Source organism: Pseudoxanthomonas sp. P4_B2 (genome assembly GCF_056402315.1).
In genome coordinates this window covers 771,367-785,765 of record NZ_JBFUHQ010000002.1, presented here as the reverse complement: position 1 = coordinate 785,765, position 14,399 = coordinate 771,367, and the positions used below count along the sequence as shown (strand labels likewise).

At 61.8% G+C, this 14,399-nt stretch carries 16 protein-coding genes; 8 read left to right on the top strand and 8 right to left on the bottom strand.

Going from position 1 to position 14,399, the window contains the following annotated elements:
- Positions 1-142: 142 nt before the first annotated feature.
- Entirely contained in the window at positions 143-772 is a 630-nt protein-coding gene (locus AC1DTQ_RS08065; RefSeq protein ID WP_477848994.1) for a TetR/AcrR family transcriptional regulator, read from the top strand.
- Positions 773-809: 37 nt separating this feature from the next.
- Here AC1DTQ_RS08065 and AC1DTQ_RS08060 read toward each other — a convergent pair whose 3' ends face one another.
- A complete protein-coding gene (locus tag AC1DTQ_RS08060; protein ID WP_477848993.1) occupies positions 810-1,979 on the bottom strand; it encodes a DUF3667 domain-containing protein in 1,170 nt (389 codons plus the stop codon).
- Positions 1,980-2,603: 624 nt separating this feature from the next.
- Here AC1DTQ_RS08060 and AC1DTQ_RS08055 point away from each other — a divergent pair.
- The gene (locus tag AC1DTQ_RS08055; protein ID WP_477848992.1) at positions 2,604-3,737 is read left to right on the top strand and encodes a GGDEF domain-containing protein; all 1,134 of its coding nucleotides are present in this window, start codon (positions 2,604-2,606) and stop codon (positions 3,735-3,737) included.
- 82 nt (positions 3,738-3,819) lie between these two features.
- On the opposite strand, the gene AC1DTQ_RS08050 is transcribed toward AC1DTQ_RS08055, so the two are convergent.
- Positions 3,820-4,383 carry a transposase gene (locus AC1DTQ_RS08050; RefSeq protein WP_477848991.1) on the bottom strand — a complete coding sequence of 188 codons (564 nt, stop codon included), beginning with the start codon at positions 4,381-4,383 and terminating at the stop codon, positions 3,820-3,822.
- Between the two features lie 380 nt (positions 4,384-4,763).
- Here AC1DTQ_RS08050 and AC1DTQ_RS08045 point away from each other — a divergent pair, with 380 nt between their 5' ends.
- The 4 genes from AC1DTQ_RS08045 to AC1DTQ_RS08030 all read left to right on the top strand — a co-directional run bounded on the left by AC1DTQ_RS08045 (position 4,764) and on the right by AC1DTQ_RS08030 (position 10,246).
- On the top strand, positions 4,764-5,144 hold the full coding sequence (locus AC1DTQ_RS08045; RefSeq protein ID WP_477848990.1) for a hypothetical protein: 381 nt from the start codon (positions 4,764-4,766) through the stop codon (positions 5,142-5,144).
- Between the two features lie 124 nt (positions 5,145-5,268).
- A complete protein-coding gene (locus AC1DTQ_RS08040; RefSeq protein WP_477848989.1) occupies positions 5,269-6,276 on the top strand; it encodes a DUF2272 domain-containing protein in 1,008 nt (335 codons plus the stop codon).
- A 150-nt stretch (positions 6,277-6,426) separates the two neighbouring features.
- Positions 6,427-6,636 carry a hypothetical protein gene (locus AC1DTQ_RS08035; protein ID WP_310092315.1) on the top strand — a complete coding sequence of 70 codons (210 nt, stop codon included), beginning with the start codon at positions 6,427-6,429 and terminating at the stop codon, positions 6,634-6,636.
- Between the two features lie 331 nt (positions 6,637-6,967).
- Complete coding sequence (locus tag AC1DTQ_RS08030) at positions 6,968-10,246, top strand: autotransporter outer membrane beta-barrel domain-containing protein (RefSeq protein WP_477848988.1); 3,279 nt, start codon at positions 6,968-6,970, stop codon at positions 10,244-10,246.
- Positions 10,247-10,277: 31 nt separating this feature from the next.
- Here AC1DTQ_RS08030 and AC1DTQ_RS08025 read toward each other — a convergent pair whose 3' ends face one another.
- The 5 genes from AC1DTQ_RS08025 to AC1DTQ_RS08005 form a co-directional block, all read right to left on the bottom strand.
- The gene (locus AC1DTQ_RS08025) at positions 10,278-10,610 is read right to left on the bottom strand and encodes a gamma-glutamylcyclotransferase family protein (protein WP_477848987.1); all 333 of its coding nucleotides are present in this window, start codon (positions 10,608-10,610) and stop codon (positions 10,278-10,280) included.
- Positions 10,611-10,621: 11 nt separating this feature from the next.
- Positions 10,622-11,083: a thioesterase family protein gene (locus AC1DTQ_RS08020; protein WP_477848986.1), complete on the bottom strand. Its 462-nt coding sequence runs from the start codon at positions 11,081-11,083 to the stop codon at positions 10,622-10,624.
- Positions 11,084-11,147: 64 nt separating this feature from the next.
- The gene (locus tag AC1DTQ_RS08015; RefSeq protein ID WP_477848985.1) at positions 11,148-11,591 is read right to left on the bottom strand and encodes a hypothetical protein; all 444 of its coding nucleotides are present in this window, start codon (positions 11,589-11,591) and stop codon (positions 11,148-11,150) included.
- Positions 11,592-11,652: 61 nt separating this feature from the next.
- Positions 11,653-12,234 (bottom strand): hypothetical protein, encoded by a 582-nt coding sequence (locus AC1DTQ_RS08010; RefSeq protein ID WP_477848984.1) that lies wholly within the window; start codon positions 12,232-12,234, stop codon positions 11,653-11,655.
- Positions 12,235-12,351: 117 nt separating this feature from the next.
- Positions 12,352-12,723, bottom strand: a complete 372-nt coding sequence (locus AC1DTQ_RS08005; RefSeq protein ID WP_477848983.1) for a GFA family protein — start codon at positions 12,721-12,723, stop codon at positions 12,352-12,354.
- Between the two features lie 176 nt (positions 12,724-12,899).
- On the opposite strand from AC1DTQ_RS08005, the gene AC1DTQ_RS08000 reads away from it, so the two are divergent.
- The gene (locus AC1DTQ_RS08000; RefSeq protein WP_477848982.1) at positions 12,900-13,052 is read left to right on the top strand and encodes a hypothetical protein; all 153 of its coding nucleotides are present in this window, start codon (positions 12,900-12,902) and stop codon (positions 13,050-13,052) included.
- Between the two features lie 145 nt (positions 13,053-13,197).
- The gene (locus AC1DTQ_RS07995) at positions 13,198-13,767 is read left to right on the top strand and encodes a dihydrofolate reductase family protein (RefSeq protein ID WP_477848981.1); all 570 of its coding nucleotides are present in this window, start codon (positions 13,198-13,200) and stop codon (positions 13,765-13,767) included.
- 66 nt (positions 13,768-13,833) lie between these two features.
- Here the strand turns inward: AC1DTQ_RS07995 and AC1DTQ_RS07990 are convergent, their stop codons facing one another.
- Positions 13,834-14,262 carry a YybH family protein gene (locus AC1DTQ_RS07990; protein WP_477849158.1) on the bottom strand — a complete coding sequence of 143 codons (429 nt, stop codon included), beginning with the start codon at positions 14,260-14,262 and terminating at the stop codon, positions 13,834-13,836.
- Positions 14,263-14,399 lie beyond the last annotated feature (137 nt).

Sequence of the window (14,399 nt, the reverse complement as noted above, 5' to 3'; positions counted from 1 at the left end):
TAGGATTCCAAGCAAACTCAGGGAGCGGAGGGGAAATTTCATGGCTAGCAACAGGGGGCGAGGCGATGAGGATCATGGCCTTACACTGCACAGTGTAGTTCCCATATTTCTAAAAGTAAACTACCAGGTGTAAAATGGTGGCATGTGCCCGATTTCTAAGCTCTCCCCCGCCCCGCAGCGCCTGACCGACCGCAAGCGCCAGGCCATCCTGCAGGCAGCCATCGACGAATTCCGGAGCAATGGTTTCGAAGCAACCAGCATGGATCGCATCGCGGCGACCGCCGGGGTCTCCAAGCGCACGGTCTACAACCATTTCCCCAGCAAGGACGCACTGTTCGCCGAGATCTTGGTGCAGCTGTGGGAAAAGAGCACAGCGCTGATCGACCTGGCCTATCGCTCCGACCGCCCGTTGCGCGAGCAGTTGCTGGAACTGCTGCGGCAGAAACTGCGCATGCTGGACGACGCCAATTTCATCGATCTGGCGCGGGTGGCGATCGCCGAAACCATCCACTCGCCGGAGCGCGCGCAAAGCATGGTGGCGCGAATGGGCGGCAAGGAGGAAGGCGTGACGATCTGGATCCGCGCCGCGCTGGCCGATGGCAAACTCAAGCCCCTCGATCCCGTGTTCGCTGCGAACCAGATCCAGGGACTGGTGAAGAGTTTCGCCTTCTGGCCGCAGATCACCCTGGGTGCGCCGCCGCTGACCCAGGACATGCAGGAGCAGGTGGCGGCATCGGCGGTGGACATGTTCCTGGAGTACTACGCGCTCTAACGCTCGTGCGCTAGGCGCCCGAAGCTAACGCGGCGACTCAGATGCTGGTCAATCGCACCAGGAACATCAACGCGGCCACTGTCGCCAGCAGATTCACATAGACGAAGCCGATGACCGAATACTTCACCAGCGTCATGATCCAGCCTTGCCCATAAACGCGCTTCTGCATCAGCAGCAGGTAGAACGGCATCCACACCAGCAACAGCACGACCGCGATATTGAGCAGGATCGAAAGCCAGTGCGCATGCGCGGATACTGCCCCGCTCAGAGCCATGAACACGAAGATCGTCGTCAACGCCATCAGCAGGAACACATGGCTGTAAAGAGCCACCACCAAGTGCTCCATGTACAGCCTGCGCTGGAAGAAGTAGGACAGCTTCAGCATCAGCGCGAACACCGGCACCAGCACGAACAGAGCCGAAGGCAACGATCCCATGAAGGCCTGGAAATAGCGATCCGGCCGGTTCTCCATGCTCTGTATGTTGTCGATGGCATGGCCCGCCTTGCGGGTCAGCCAGGCGTTGGCGAAAGCCGGTAGCCAGCCGATCTTCACGGGATTCAATTCGGGATTCCACGCCTCATTCTTGCTGGAGAACAGTTCGCCCTTGGATGGGGCGGCTTCCGTTACGCCATTTTTCTGCGGAGCGGAAGCGGCGGCCGCATTCTTGCCGGACGTCAATTCCACGATGCGGTTCGCCGCCTCGCCTTGGATCTTCACTTGCTCGGTGATGATCATGGCGTTCACGCCCGGAATTACGTTGCCGCCTTCTTTGCGATCCTCTTCAAGCTCAGCCAGCATCCGGTCGCGGTGGCGCTCGACTTCGGCCACGGTCTTGCTTTGAAGGATGGGAGTGACATCGACCCCGGCCGGTTCGTCATCGAAATGGATCGTCGCCCTGCCCACGAAGAACGCCAGCAGACTCATGATCACGAAAATGCGCAAGGGCGGCAGATAACGCTGACGGTGGCCGGCCAGGTATTCCAGGGCGGTGTGGCCCGGTCTCAACAGATCGCGCAAGGTGCGGAACACGCGTCCGTCCAGGTGCCAGAACGACTCGAACACTTCTTCCAGCGCATGCCCCGCGTGGCGAACCGGATTGTGGATGGATTGCCCGCATTGATGGCAGAACTCGCCGTGCAGCGGTGCGTGGCAGTTCTCGCAGCGGGCCGGCGCATCGTGTCCGGTTGCGTTTTCGGACACGGTCATGTGCGGCCGGTTCTCGAGTGGTGAGGGCGGGCGCTACGATAGCGGCCAGCGGCACCCGGGCGCCAGCACTGCGTCTACTTCTTGATTGCCTGGCGCTTCGACCGCCGGTTCGTCCACGGTCACGGCCGATGCTTTCAATGCCGGGCTAGGGAGCCGGTTTGCGTTTCGCGGGCTTTTGCTCGGGCTCTCGGGGCTTAGGCATGGCATTGTCGGCGTTCTCCGGCAGCTGCCTTCCGTCCTTGTTCTGGTGCTGTCCGGGTTGTCCGCGTGGATCGTGCTGTTCCCGGTAACCGCTTTCCGGAGCAGGTTTGTTTGCTTGCTGTCGGCCATGGCGACGGTTCCTGTATTGCGATGCTATCGCCACCCTTCCACGCCGCACGTTCAGAACGGGTGATGCGTTCAACAGCTCGGCGGAGGGAAACAAGAATGCGGCGCGAAGATAGCCGCTCGCCGGCCTGCCACTGCGTCACAAAGTGACGTATCGCCACCTGCGGCCCGCATTTGCTGGCATTTGCCGGCTATATTCAAAGACTTACGAATGGCACTCAAGTTGCGTGTACTGGCCCTGTAGATTTAGAAACCAACCGACAACGCTGCGCGCAACTCCTTTCGCTGGACCTTCCCATGAATGCCGTACAGATCCGCCGACTTACCCAGGAGATGGCCGATACCTATCAACGCGCGTTGACCGGTGGCCCGTTCTACGCAGCATCGTGGCTGCTGGTCGGCATTTACGGGGACGCCTTTACCCGCGCACCGATGATCAGCTGGGGCTTGCTTGTGGCCTTCATCGGCCTGACGGTCTGGCGCTTCCTGCATCGTCCGCTCCCTGATGGAGCCCAGGCCACCGCGCTTTCGCGCTGGCTGCGCCTGCACTGGGGGATCGTGCTCTTCACCACAGCGCTGTGGGGAGGCTTGTTCTGCTGGGCCACGCTCGATTCCGGGTTCGGGCCGGCGCGCATCACCGCACTGTTGTTCACCCTGGGCCTGGCCACGGCGATTGCACATGCCTTCAGCATGCGCCGCGGTTTCGCCTTCGCCGGCATCGCGCTGTTGTGCGCGCCCGGCCTGTTCCTGCTCTGGGCCAACCCTGTCGATCGGCCGAACGGCTTGATGGTGACGATCTACCTGGTCTACGTGGTGATTTCGCTGTTGCGCAGCTATGCCGAATATCAGCAGCGGCTGGACCTGGATCAGGAATTGCGCAGCCAGCGCGATCTGTTTTCCCGGCAAAGCAGGATCGATCCGCTGACCGAACTGGCCAACCGCCGGCAATTCGCCGATGTGCTGGAAGCGGCGACCGAGCGGACCAGGCGCAGCGAACCGCTGACTTTGCTGCTGCTGGACATCGATCACTTCAAGCAGATCAACGACACCTATGGCCACGCCATCGGCGATGCCTGCCTCATGGCCATCGCCGCGCGGCTGAAAAGCAGTTTCAGCGAACCGGGCGACCTGGCGGCGCGGGTCGGTGGCGAGGAGTTCGGCGTGGTCCTGGAGGGACAGGACCTGGCGACGGCGATGCAGCGCGCGGAACGCTTCCGCGCGAGTCTGGTCGAGGATCCCATCGCACCGGACGGCATCGTGCTGGTCATGACCGCCAGCATCGGCATCGCAGAGTTCGACAGCAATCTGCATCAGGACGACGACGCGCTGTATCACGCCGCCGACAGCGCGGTGTACCGGGCCAAAGCCGCAGGCCGCAATCGCGTGTGCTGCGAGGAACCGGGACTGGCATTGGCGAACGAGAGTCCCTGACTCCGCCGGGGAAATCGCCTGTTTTTCTATGGCTGCCCCTATGGCTGCGTTGAGCGCAGCGAAATCGGTGAAGCGGTCCGCTTCAGTCCCCGATCTCCAGGTCGGGGAAACGTTCCGCGACCTGTGGAAATACCGCCAGCACCGCGCGCAACTGCAGCTCCATTCTTGCTATCCGCGCCTCCAGTTCATGGATGCGATCCTTCGGCGTCGTCGCAAGCGGAATCGTTTCGCCGACCGGGGCCTGCTCGACCGGCTTGTTCCGCCTGCGGCGGATCTCCAGATGCTGGCGAACCAATCGCTGCAGCGCGGGCAGCCGCGGGTCGCCTTCCAGACAGGTGCTCACATAGTCCCAGACATCCAGGCGCGCCCATCTGGCGAACCGTTGGTACACGGCGTGGAAATTGCCGTAGGACTTGGGCAGCTGGGGCCAGGTGGAGTCGGTAGCGGCGATCCAAAGGACCGCTTCAATGAATCTGCGCGTGCTCAGCCCGCCTACGGACTTGATGGCCAACTGACCGGGCAGACGAGAAGCCAGGAAATGCCATTTGCGGATCGCCAACTGGCCTTCCGGGGGATCGTCCTGTCTGGAGGGCGAGATCGTGGTCGAACCGACCGCATTCGCAGTGTCCCTTAACCGATGAGCCATCAACTTCCCTTTTGCGAACGTTATTTGGGTAACAACGAGCGGCCGTGGTCAAAGCGGACATATTCCGCCGATAACAATGGCGCCGTGTACGAGTCCGGCAAGGTGGCTCGCATTACGACACGGGACATTCTACGACTCTGGAGAACATGGCGGTAAGGGAAGGGTCGGATAGGCCATGCGCGCTATCCAGGCAAGTCTCGGGACAAAGAATTTTTGGGAGGCTGCCCTGTGTTTCGTCGATTTCGGGATGCCAGCCAGCAAGGACTTTGGCGCCTGTCGTGATGTACCGACAGAGGAAGCGAATACACGTGCCGGCCTTCATCGTCCGACTACATCCCCGCGCTTAGCCTCGCCCCGTGTTTCATAGCCGAGAGCGCGCGATGCCACGTGGAGACAAGTCTTCCTATTCGGATAAGCAGAAGCGACAGGCCGAACATATCGAGGAAAGCGAGCGGGAGCAGGGACGTTCGGAGGCGGCTGCGGAGCGGATCGCCTGGGCCTCCGTCAACAAGCAGGACGGCGGCGCCAAGGGCCGCAAGAGCGCCAAGAAGAGCAGCAAGAAGACCGCCAAGAAAGCGACCGCGAAAAAATCGACGGCTAAGAAGGCTACCGCCAAAAAATCGGCCAGCAAGAAATCGACGACCAAGAAATCAGCAGCGAAGAAGTCGACCAAGAAGGCCGCAGCCAAGAAATCGTCGGCCAAAAAGTCTTCCACAAAGAAGACAGCTAAGAAGACAGCCAGCAAGAGAAGCAGCAAATAACGGCGAAAAATGGGGCTTTCGCGCGCGCGCAAGAGGCGTCGATACCTCAGGAGGCAGGCGAACACGTCGCGTTTACGGCATCATGCGCCTTGGGGGACTTCATTCCGTTCCAAGGAGCGTACCGATGCGGGCATGGATCGTGTTCCCCGTTTTGCTGCTGTTGTCTGCCGCCGCCCATGCGGCAGATGTCTGTCCCCGCCTCGGCCAACAGATGACCGCAGCGGATACCGCCACCCGCATCGCCGCCTTCGCCTGCCACGAGCATGGACTTTGGTATCGGCCTTTCATCGATCGCAATGGCCGCATCGCCAGCAGCACCATCATGGAATCCGAAGCGCTGCTGCTGGATGACGGCGAGAGTCAGGCCTGGCGTCGGGTCGCACGTTACTGGCAGGAAAGCGGCGTACTGCGGCAGGTCGGCCAGCTACCGGGTGCGATCGATTGCGAGGGCGCCGCTAGCGGCAGCTATCCCTCGCCGGGGTGTCGCGCCTTCGTGATCGACAACCCATGGTCGGCCGCGTTCGTATCTTGGGTGGTGCGCAAGGCCGGCCTGCCAGGTTTCCGCGCCTCGGCCAGCCACGTCACCTATGTTCGCGATGCTTACCAGCAGCCGGAATCCAGCGCGTACCAGTTCCTCGATCCCGCCCATGCACGACCCTCGGCCGGAGACCTGCTGTGTTACGTGCGCCACAGCAATCGTCTCTACGGTTACACCGGCTTGGTGTCGGTAATCAGCGCCGGAAACGGCGGCCTGGACATGCATTGCGAAATCGTCGTCGCCGCCAATCCGGGCAACGACAGCACCGCTTATCTGATCGGCGGCAATGTGCAGCAGGGGGTGACGATGCGGTTGCTGCCGCTGAACCGCAATGGCGAGTTCTGGGGATTGCCGCAGCGCACCGGCGCCGAATCGCTATGCGCCCCCGACAACGAAGCCGCCTGCAATTTCAACCGTCAGGATTGGGCGGTATTGTTGAAGCTGAAATCCGCGGACGCGTTGGCCAAGCTGCCCGGCGCCTCCAGCCTTGCGCCGGTCTCTCCCGAGCCGTCGACAACGCGGGCGCCGACCTGTTGTGTGAACTGCGTGGTGGGATCGGGCGTGCCGAGATGCCCGCCGAAACAGGAACCTTGATCGGGCGAAGCTGCAGAAGGTTTATTGCAACGGCAGCCACACTTTGAGCTTGCCCATTTCAATGCGCCAACACCTGGATTACGGGGGCAGGATCGCAGCGGGAGAGCCATGTCGAGTAGCCTTGTCGCCATTCCACCCAGGACCCCGGCAATGCCCCGATTGAAACTTGACCCGATCCGGTCGCGGAACCTGACCAACGATTACGCCAAATGGCTGCTGCAGGAAAAGCGCGAGCGCACGGCGGCCAACGGCAAGCTTTTCGCCAAGCGCCATACTCCCGGCGGCCGCCGCTTCCATGGTTTCACCGAAGCCCAGATCTGTACGATCATCGGCGGCGATTACTACGACGAGTCGCGCTAGCGGATTCCTGCATGGATCACGACGCAGCACTGGTTAGTGCCTGCCGGCGCCCATCGTTGCTCGCAGGATCGATATCCGCTTTGTTCGACGCGATCATTTGCGGCAGAGCATTAAGGGAAAAAAGATCTCGGCGTCCGGATGATCTTACGAACGCTCGATGAGCGAGTCGCTTTGCGATGCCGGTCACACGATCGCATCGCAATCAGGGACAGTGCGAGCTTTGGACTTCAGCCATTGAAAGTGTCGTGCTACTTTCCAATCGAGCGGCTTGGAGGGGTCGCTCATACGCTCTGGCTATCGTGGCCATAGCTTTCTGGCACTGGGGAATTTGATGACCTGCATACAACGGAAGCGGGCTTCGCGGTCCGCCTCGCGCGGCTTAGAACGCGATCTGCAACTACCGCCGCTTTGGCAGGAATCGATAGTCAAAAACGCACGCGAAGAGGCCGAACGCGTCAACCAGCGCAGCCGCCGTAAGAAACTTTCCTTTTCCATCGCCGCCACCCTGGTCGCAGGCGTAGTCGCACGGCCCACGGTCGTGCACGCCGCAACCGAACACGAAGATCCCATTACCGGCGTAGCCGATCACGACCGGCCCGGCGGCACCGGCAATTACGATCCAGGCTACGACATCGTCCCGCAGGACGGCACGCTGCACTACCGTTTCGCCGACGGCGACAGCGTGGCGCTGGAAGGCGTCGACGGCGACGTGCGGGCAATGTCGATCACCAGCGGCAACCCGCCGGTGGTGCTCGACGTGGCCGCCGGCGGCTGGCTGGAGCTGTCGGCGATCCGCGGCGAGAGCAGCACCGTGGGCAGTGCGGTCGGCATCCTCAACGACGGCAATACGGTCACCGTCAACGGCAACACCAGGATCTCCACCAACGCCGACGACCTGGATTTCGGTATGGTCCGGGGTAGCAGTGCGCAAGGGGTGATCGGCCGCGGCCGCAGCACCACGGTCTTCAACGGCGCCACCGACATCCACGCCCGTACGCAGGGCTATGCGCGTGCGGTCTGGGCCGACCGAACCAGCACCATCATCTTCAACGGCCCGACCACGATCCTGGCCGAGAGCCGCGGCACGCTCGATGCGGTCTACAGCTTCGATGGCCGCATCACCTTCAACGGCGACACCACCATCTCGGCGCTGTCGATCTGGCCCAGCGACAACGCCCATGCGATCTACAACGACGGCGTCGGCAGCCGGATGACGGTGAACGGCGACCTGTCGTTGACCACGGTCGCGATGGGCTCGACCGCGTTCGGCGTGCGCAACCAGGGGAACATGGAGGTCAACGGCGACACCACGGTCGATGTGAAGGGGCCTCGCTCCACGCACGGCATCGCCAACACGCATTGGCGGGCGCGGATGACCTGGAACGGCGATGTCGACGTCCGCGTACGCAGCGAAGGGCCGGAAAACGGCTACACGCCGTTCGGCAAGCCCTCCGGCCTCAGCAACGACCGCTCTCCCGGTGCGGTGATGACGTTCAACGGCGCCGTCAATGTCGACGTCGCCTCGGAGACGGAAACCTACGGCCTGGTCAGCAGCGGCCTCATCGACTTCACCTCGCCTACCGCGCCGGTGTCGTTCACGGTCGCCACCGCTTGCAACCCACCCGGCATCCCGAATTGTGATGATGTTGATGTGTACGGCATCCGCAACTTCGGCACCGTCAACGTCGCCGGTGGCCTGACCGTGTCGACCACCGCGGGCCGCACCGGCGCTGCGTATTCGATCTGGAGCATGCCGATCGACATCCAGGACGCCAGTGTCACCGTCAATCAGGCCGGCGGCCAGCGCGTGCAACTCGATGGCGACATCGCGACCGCGACCGAAAGCGTCAACCGCAGAACCGGCTCGGTCGATGTCAATTTCGACACGTCCGATTCCTGGCTGCGCGGCCTGGTCGGCGGCGTGCAGAACAATGCCGGCTACAGCGTCGGCCGCGCCGATCTTTCATTCGCCAATGGCGCGGCGTGGCAGCCGCAGGGCACCGGCACGCTGTCGAATGATATCGGCTCAGGCACGCTCACCCTCGGCAACGGCGGCGCGATCGACATGGCCGCGCACTGGGGCAGCTTCGAGCTCGGCGCGGTGCCTACGCACGGCTATCGCACGCTGGTCATCGACAGCAGCACCAGCAATGGCACGGTCGCGCTCGGTGACGGGGCCCGCTTCCACCTGCTCAGCGACATCACCGGCATCTCCGGCACGGCCACCGCAGACAAGATCGTGTTCGGTAGCGGCATCAGCAGCTTCTCGGCGACCGGCACGCAGGGCATCGCCATCGTCTACGATCCGGTGCTCGACAACACCTCATGGGTCAATGAAGCCGCTCTGCGCGATGGCACCACCATCCAGGCTACGGCGCCGATCGACATCGTCGACGCCACTGCCGCCGCTGGCGGCACGGCCGTGTTCGCCGCCGTGGCGGGCCTCGACCGGCAGTGGAGCGGCACCTTCGAGAACGCACTGGTGCGGTTCACATACACGCCGCAGGTGGCACTGAGCGACGACGGCAGCAGCATCGTGCTGACCGGGATCGAGATTCAGGGCTCTGGTGGCGGTGGCGGTGGCGGTGGCGGTGGCGGTGGCGGTGGCGGTGGCGGTGGCGGTGGCGGTGACGGTGACGGTGACGGCGGCGATGGCGATGGCGGCGGGGACATCGGCATCCTGCCCTCTGAGACCGTACAGACCGCTGCCGATGCGGCCGACAGCCTGGTCAACTTGTGGAAGATCAGTGAGCAGACTTCTCTGCAACGCGTACGCAGTCAAACGCGCGATAGTGCCGTGGATCAATCGGGCGTCTGGGTGAGGGCCGAGTCCGGCGAACTCACGGCAAAGACTGCGTACTCCCGCCGTTATCGCCAGGACTACAGTGGCGCGACTCTGGGCGCGGATCATGGCTTCGCGCTCGCCAACTCGTCCGCTGCGATCGGCTTCACTGCAGGCCGTATCCGCTCGACCGCGCAGTACGTGGCGGGCCGTGGGGAGTTGAGCGGAAACACGCTGGGGTTGTACGGCCGTTGGAGCGCCAACAGCGGTGTCTATGTCCTGCTCGGAGCGAGTGCTTCGTCGCTGCAGAACCGGTACTCCGCGCGCGATTCCCAAGGTCGCGAAATCGTCGGCAAGTACCGAACAGAAGCGAGTCAGTTCTATGCCGAGGGCGGATACCCGTTCCAGCTTTCGAAGTCCTATTACCTCGAACCTCAGCTTGGTCTGTCGGTGGGCGTGATCCGCGATAGCCAGCACACCACTCTCAATGGCGTGCGTATCGATCAGGACAGGTTCGATAGCTCGTTCGCACGAGTCGGCGTCGCCTTCGGAAGGAAGCTACAGGGGGCGCGGGAGGGCAATGTGTACGCGCGGGCATCCGCACTGCATTACTTCGGCGATAACCTGGACATCACGGCTTCGATGAATGGGGGCAGCATCGTTCCGGAGACGGCGAAGCGCAAAGGCACGGGGGGCGAACTCGTACTGGGCGCCGACGTGAGCTTCAGCCGCAAACGCACGGGGCTGTTCTTCGAAGCGTCCGCAGCCTCGGGCATGGAAACGAAGCAGTACTGGGCCGTGCAGGCGGGATTGCGGCATAGCTGGTAGGCGCTGGCCGACTCTCGGGGCGGTGCGGCGGTCAGTTTCCGCTGAGGCTGTAAATGTAAGCGTCCACCACGGTGCCGTCGCCGAGCCGTACCGGGGTTAACACGCGTGCATAGCCTTCGCCTTCGAACGCATCGAGTCTGGCCCAGCACTCGGCCAGCTGCTCCGAGCTGAAGAGAAAGCCTTCGACTTCGCTACCGTGCTCATCCAAAACGATTCCCGGATAGCCCACCTCCGCACCCCAGCCTTCCTGACGCAAGGTTCCAGTGACGGTCGCGGGTTGCCACTGTCCCGGAACGTCGGCCAGGACGTGCGCGTTGGGCCGGCCTGGGGCAAGCGTTCCGTACACGAAGAGTCGGTGGATCATCGGTTCGAATCCTACGAACTATGGGCGCGCGTCTTTATGCTGGAGGGCAGGACAACGAAATCGCTCGTCTTCTCCAGCAGATTCATGGCGGAGAGTAGCGTCGGCGGCGGCACCATGAGCTTGCGCTCGGCCAGGTTGAGCCATCCGCCCGTGCTGGTGACGCGGGCGCTGAGTTTTCCATCCGGCCTGAAGATTTCGTGCCTGAGCAGAAAGCGGCTGCCGTCCGGTGCGTGGCCGGCGAGCGCGTAGGTCACGGTGATCTGCTGCTGCAACCCGACTTCGCTGAAATATTCCACCTCGTCCTTCATGACCACCGGACCTATCCTGAGCCGCACGAACTCTTCCATGGGGAAGCCGTTCTCCATCAGAAACATCTGTCGTACGTCGGCGCTCTTGTCCAGATACGCCGTGTTCTTCATATGCGAGTTGAAGTCCATATCGGCCCATCCCGCGTAAAGCGTCTTTGTGTACATGTGATGCTCCGTAGCGTGAGCAGATAGCTAGCGCGTCTATCAGGGGGTCTGTTGGACGGCATGCTCATGGCTGGCATTCCACTCTTATTGAAACGATCTTGTCCTGCTTTGCATCCATTTGGAGCCAGCAATACAAATCGTGCCCGTAGTACTCATAGAATCGCCCAGTCTCGCGATCCGAAACTATCGGCCTTCCATATAGGGAACGCATTCTATCCAACCGATCACCAGGACACAGCTGCCTGGGTGTGCAACCGTCTGGCCTGTCGCTATAAAGGCCTGCGACCACGACATCGCTAAATGAAACTCCGACGTTCGGATAATCGTAGTGAAGGTTCAGGAAATCCGAAGCTTCTGTTTCATGCGCCGGCTCACCAAGCTTCTCTTTGACCAGAGCGATGGAGTCTCCAACGAAGACTCCCGCCAGTGAGACTTCCTTTGCTGGAATGTTTGCCTCCTCCGAGAAAGCATTCGAAGTAACCAGGATTAAGCAAAGCAGGGTTCTCATGCCGAGTAATTCCTGAATCAGTCTGACCCACGAAGTGGGTTCGGCTTTGGAGTTGCTGGATCTATTCCGCGGACTTTACCGTAGCCAGCTCGACATACGTCTTCTGACCAACAGACTCGGACAGATGGTTGAGGCCCATAATTGCGTTGGCCGAAGTGTGGGAAACCATGTGTTCCTGGTCCAAGTAGCGAATGCGAACGCCTAGCCTGTCCTTGCCGGCCATGATTCCGAACATAATCCGCACACCCGGCGGCCGCTGGCGAATGTCCGTAATCGCCACTTCCGCGATCTCCGTCTCGGAGATCGCCAACGAGTGCTTCTTCGCCTCTGCGATGTAGGCCTGCTCGATCAGCGGCGGAACCTTGTCGTTATGTTCGCAATCGCCACAGTCCCAGGTGATATTGAGCTTGGGCAGGACTAGCGCGGAATCTAGCGGTGCGGAATAGGTTTCCGCGACGGCAGCGTCCGGAGATTCTTGCGAGCTTGCTTCCTGCGAATTCGCTTGTGGCGTTACTTCTTGTGCATCCTGAGCTTGTACGGGCTGAATTGCAGCTACAGAAAACAACAAAGCAGTCAATATTTTGTCTTTCACAATCATCCCCTTATTTGCTGACATGAGAAATGCAACGCCTAAATGGGGCATGGCCCGTTGCCGCCGCCACGACTGCCGATCCCCCTCCAGGATTAGTCAATATGCACGATAAAAGAAGAAGGCGACCGAAGCGACGCTTTTTTTGCACCGATCTGGCGTCGGTGCCCCTCACTTCATCATTGCACTGGCCCAGTCAGGGCGGCTGGCGAGATAGCTCTCATGGTCGACGCTGATCAGGTGCTGCTGGTCCAGCGAGCCGACCGCGATCTCGACGACGTTCTCTCCCTCGTCTTCCAACAACAGCAGCTGCGTGCCGCAAACACCGCAGAAGTGGCGGTACGCGTGCGAGGAAGATCTCCAGCGCGATACCGGGCCATGGATAACGAGCGAAGAACGAATTGCGTCGACCCAGGCCATACCCCAGGAACCCGATGCGCGCCTGCAGGTTTCGCAATAGCAGACCGCGCACGCGGTTTCCGTCATCGCCTGGAACACGACCTGACCGCAGGCGCAGCGGCCGGAGAGTTGCGTTTGTTTCATCTTGGACACATTGCATGGGTAGGGCGACAGACTGCCACAGCTTCCGGCTGTGGTGAGCCGCGGAATTCAACCTCAGCTGTACGCTCTGCCTTTCCGCTCATAGGCCTTTCTTCACGCTGGGATGATACGAATACGGGTAAGAGAACGGAGTGGTCTGATTTCGATGGAGTACGAACATGAGCACCAAGAACCCTCTTCCCCCGGAACTGGATCCCTCCGAACCCGATGCGACCCTCGAGCCGACGCACGAGGTGGGAGAGCAACCAGGGAAGCGATCCGGCGAGGAGCGCAACGATCCGGAAGTGGAACCGGGCGCCCGCCAAGACTAAGCCCCGCAACAGTTTTCGCCAGTGGCGCTGGCCTGTCTGTTTCGTGCGCTCCCGTTCGTCGGTTGAAGGAGACCGGCAGAATCACCGGTCTTGCGGACGCGTCGCCAGACGCATCCGAATTCTCCAGCAACGCAGCGGAGCGGACATGGGCAAACTCATCGTGGAACAGATCCTCAGCGTCGACGGCTACGCCGCGGATGCGGACGGCGGCATCGGCTTCTTCTCTTCCGCGCGCCAGCTCAACGACGCCGACCCCGAGCAGCTGCGAATGCTGGCCAGCGTGGGCGCCATCGTGTTCGGCGCGACGACCTACCGCATGTTCGCCGACTACTGGCCCACCACCGAAGCGCAGGCCGAGCCGGTGGCGGCGCCTATCAATGCGCTGCCCAAGTTCGTCGTTTCTTCCACGCTGCAATCGGCGCCGTGGGGCGATGGACGCCCAGTCGAAATACTGAGAGGCGACGGCGTGGAAGCGATGCGTGCGCTGCGCGCGCGCATTCATGGCGATCTGATCGTGTGGGGCAGCCTGACCTTGGCCGATGCGCTGCTGCGCGCGGGCGAGGTGGACGTGTTGCGTCTGCGGCTGGTGCCGGTACTGATCGGCGATGGCCGCTCCTTCACTCCTACTGATCTGGGGGAACGTAAATTGAAACTGTTGAGCGCCCAGTCGTACGCAGGCGGACTGGTGGTGCTGGAGTACGGTCGGGCTGCGTAGGCTGGGGCCCGGCCAAGCGGTCGGGAATCGCGCATCTTGGGTCCATGCGGCGGGCTTGAGCCCGCCCTATGAGATCTCGCGACGCAATATGGCTTTTGCGGAGGCATGCTCGATCGGCACTGAGGTGTGTTCATGGAATATTTTCCAGACTCCCGCCACCTTTCTCAGCGCCGCGGTGATGCGGTTGTCGAGCGAGCGTAGCTTGACGCCCTCGGCGGACACCGCCGTGTAGGTCAGGAAGGCGTGGCCGATGGCCAGTTCGCCGACGCAGGTCGAACTGGCTCGGTCGATCTCGACGATGACCCGGTCGTCGCCGACCGAGGTGAACCACTCCACCGCCATGCTTCGCCACGCTTCGATACCGTGGAGCGACCAGGAGCCCCACAGATCGAACACGTGCACTTCGTCGTCGTACAGGGCCAGGAACGCTTCGACGTCCTTGGCGAGTACGGCGGCCTTGTACGATTCCAATATTTGCAGGAATGGATCCGGCATCTGATTCACGTCAGGTCTCCTGGCTGCTTGTGGGTTTTTGCTAGGTCGGTCCTGAGTACGACGTACCAGGGGCGCGGATTTCGACAGCGTCGCATCCACGCGGCGTTCTCAGCACCCTCGCTACCGGCTCGTCCACT

Coding starts and splice junctions, on each gene's coding strand:
- AC1DTQ_RS08065 (WP_477848994.1), top strand. CDS start 143: ATGTGCCCGATTTCTAAGCTCTCCCCCGCCCCGCAGCGCCTGACCGAC.
- AC1DTQ_RS08060 (WP_477848993.1), bottom strand. CDS start 1,979: ATGACCGTGTCCGAAAACGCAACCGGACACGATGCGCCGGCCCGCTGC.
- AC1DTQ_RS08055 (WP_477848992.1), top strand. CDS start 2,604: ATGAATGCCGTACAGATCCGCCGACTTACCCAGGAGATGGCCGATACC.
- AC1DTQ_RS08050 (WP_477848991.1), bottom strand. CDS start 4,383: ATGGCTCATCGGTTAAGGGACACTGCGAATGCGGTCGGTTCGACCACG.
- AC1DTQ_RS08045 (WP_477848990.1), top strand. CDS start 4,764: ATGCCACGTGGAGACAAGTCTTCCTATTCGGATAAGCAGAAGCGACAG.
- AC1DTQ_RS08040 (WP_477848989.1), top strand. CDS start 5,269: ATGCGGGCATGGATCGTGTTCCCCGTTTTGCTGCTGTTGTCTGCCGCC.
- AC1DTQ_RS08035 (WP_310092315.1), top strand. CDS start 6,427: ATGCCCCGATTGAAACTTGACCCGATCCGGTCGCGGAACCTGACCAAC.
- AC1DTQ_RS08030 (WP_477848988.1), top strand. CDS start 6,968: ATGACCTGCATACAACGGAAGCGGGCTTCGCGGTCCGCCTCGCGCGGC.
- AC1DTQ_RS08025 (WP_477848987.1), bottom strand. CDS start 10,610: ATGATCCACCGACTCTTCGTGTACGGAACGCTTGCCCCAGGCCGGCCC.
- AC1DTQ_RS08020 (WP_477848986.1), bottom strand. CDS start 11,083: ATGTACACAAAGACGCTTTACGCGGGATGGGCCGATATGGACTTCAAC.
- AC1DTQ_RS08015 (WP_477848985.1), bottom strand. CDS start 11,591: ATGAGAACCCTGCTTTGCTTAATCCTGGTTACTTCGAATGCTTTCTCG.
- AC1DTQ_RS08010 (WP_477848984.1), bottom strand. CDS start 12,234: ATGCCCCATTTAGGCGTTGCATTTCTCATGTCAGCAAATAAGGGGATG.
- AC1DTQ_RS08005 (WP_477848983.1), bottom strand. CDS start 12,723: ATGAAACAAACGCAACTCTCCGGCCGCTGCGCCTGCGGTCAGGTCGTG.
- AC1DTQ_RS08000 (WP_477848982.1), top strand. CDS start 12,900: ATGAGCACCAAGAACCCTCTTCCCCCGGAACTGGATCCCTCCGAACCC.
- AC1DTQ_RS07995 (WP_477848981.1), top strand. CDS start 13,198: ATGGGCAAACTCATCGTGGAACAGATCCTCAGCGTCGACGGCTACGCC.
- AC1DTQ_RS07990 (WP_477849158.1), bottom strand. CDS start 14,262: ATGCCGGATCCATTCCTGCAAATATTGGAATCGTACAAGGCCGCCGTA.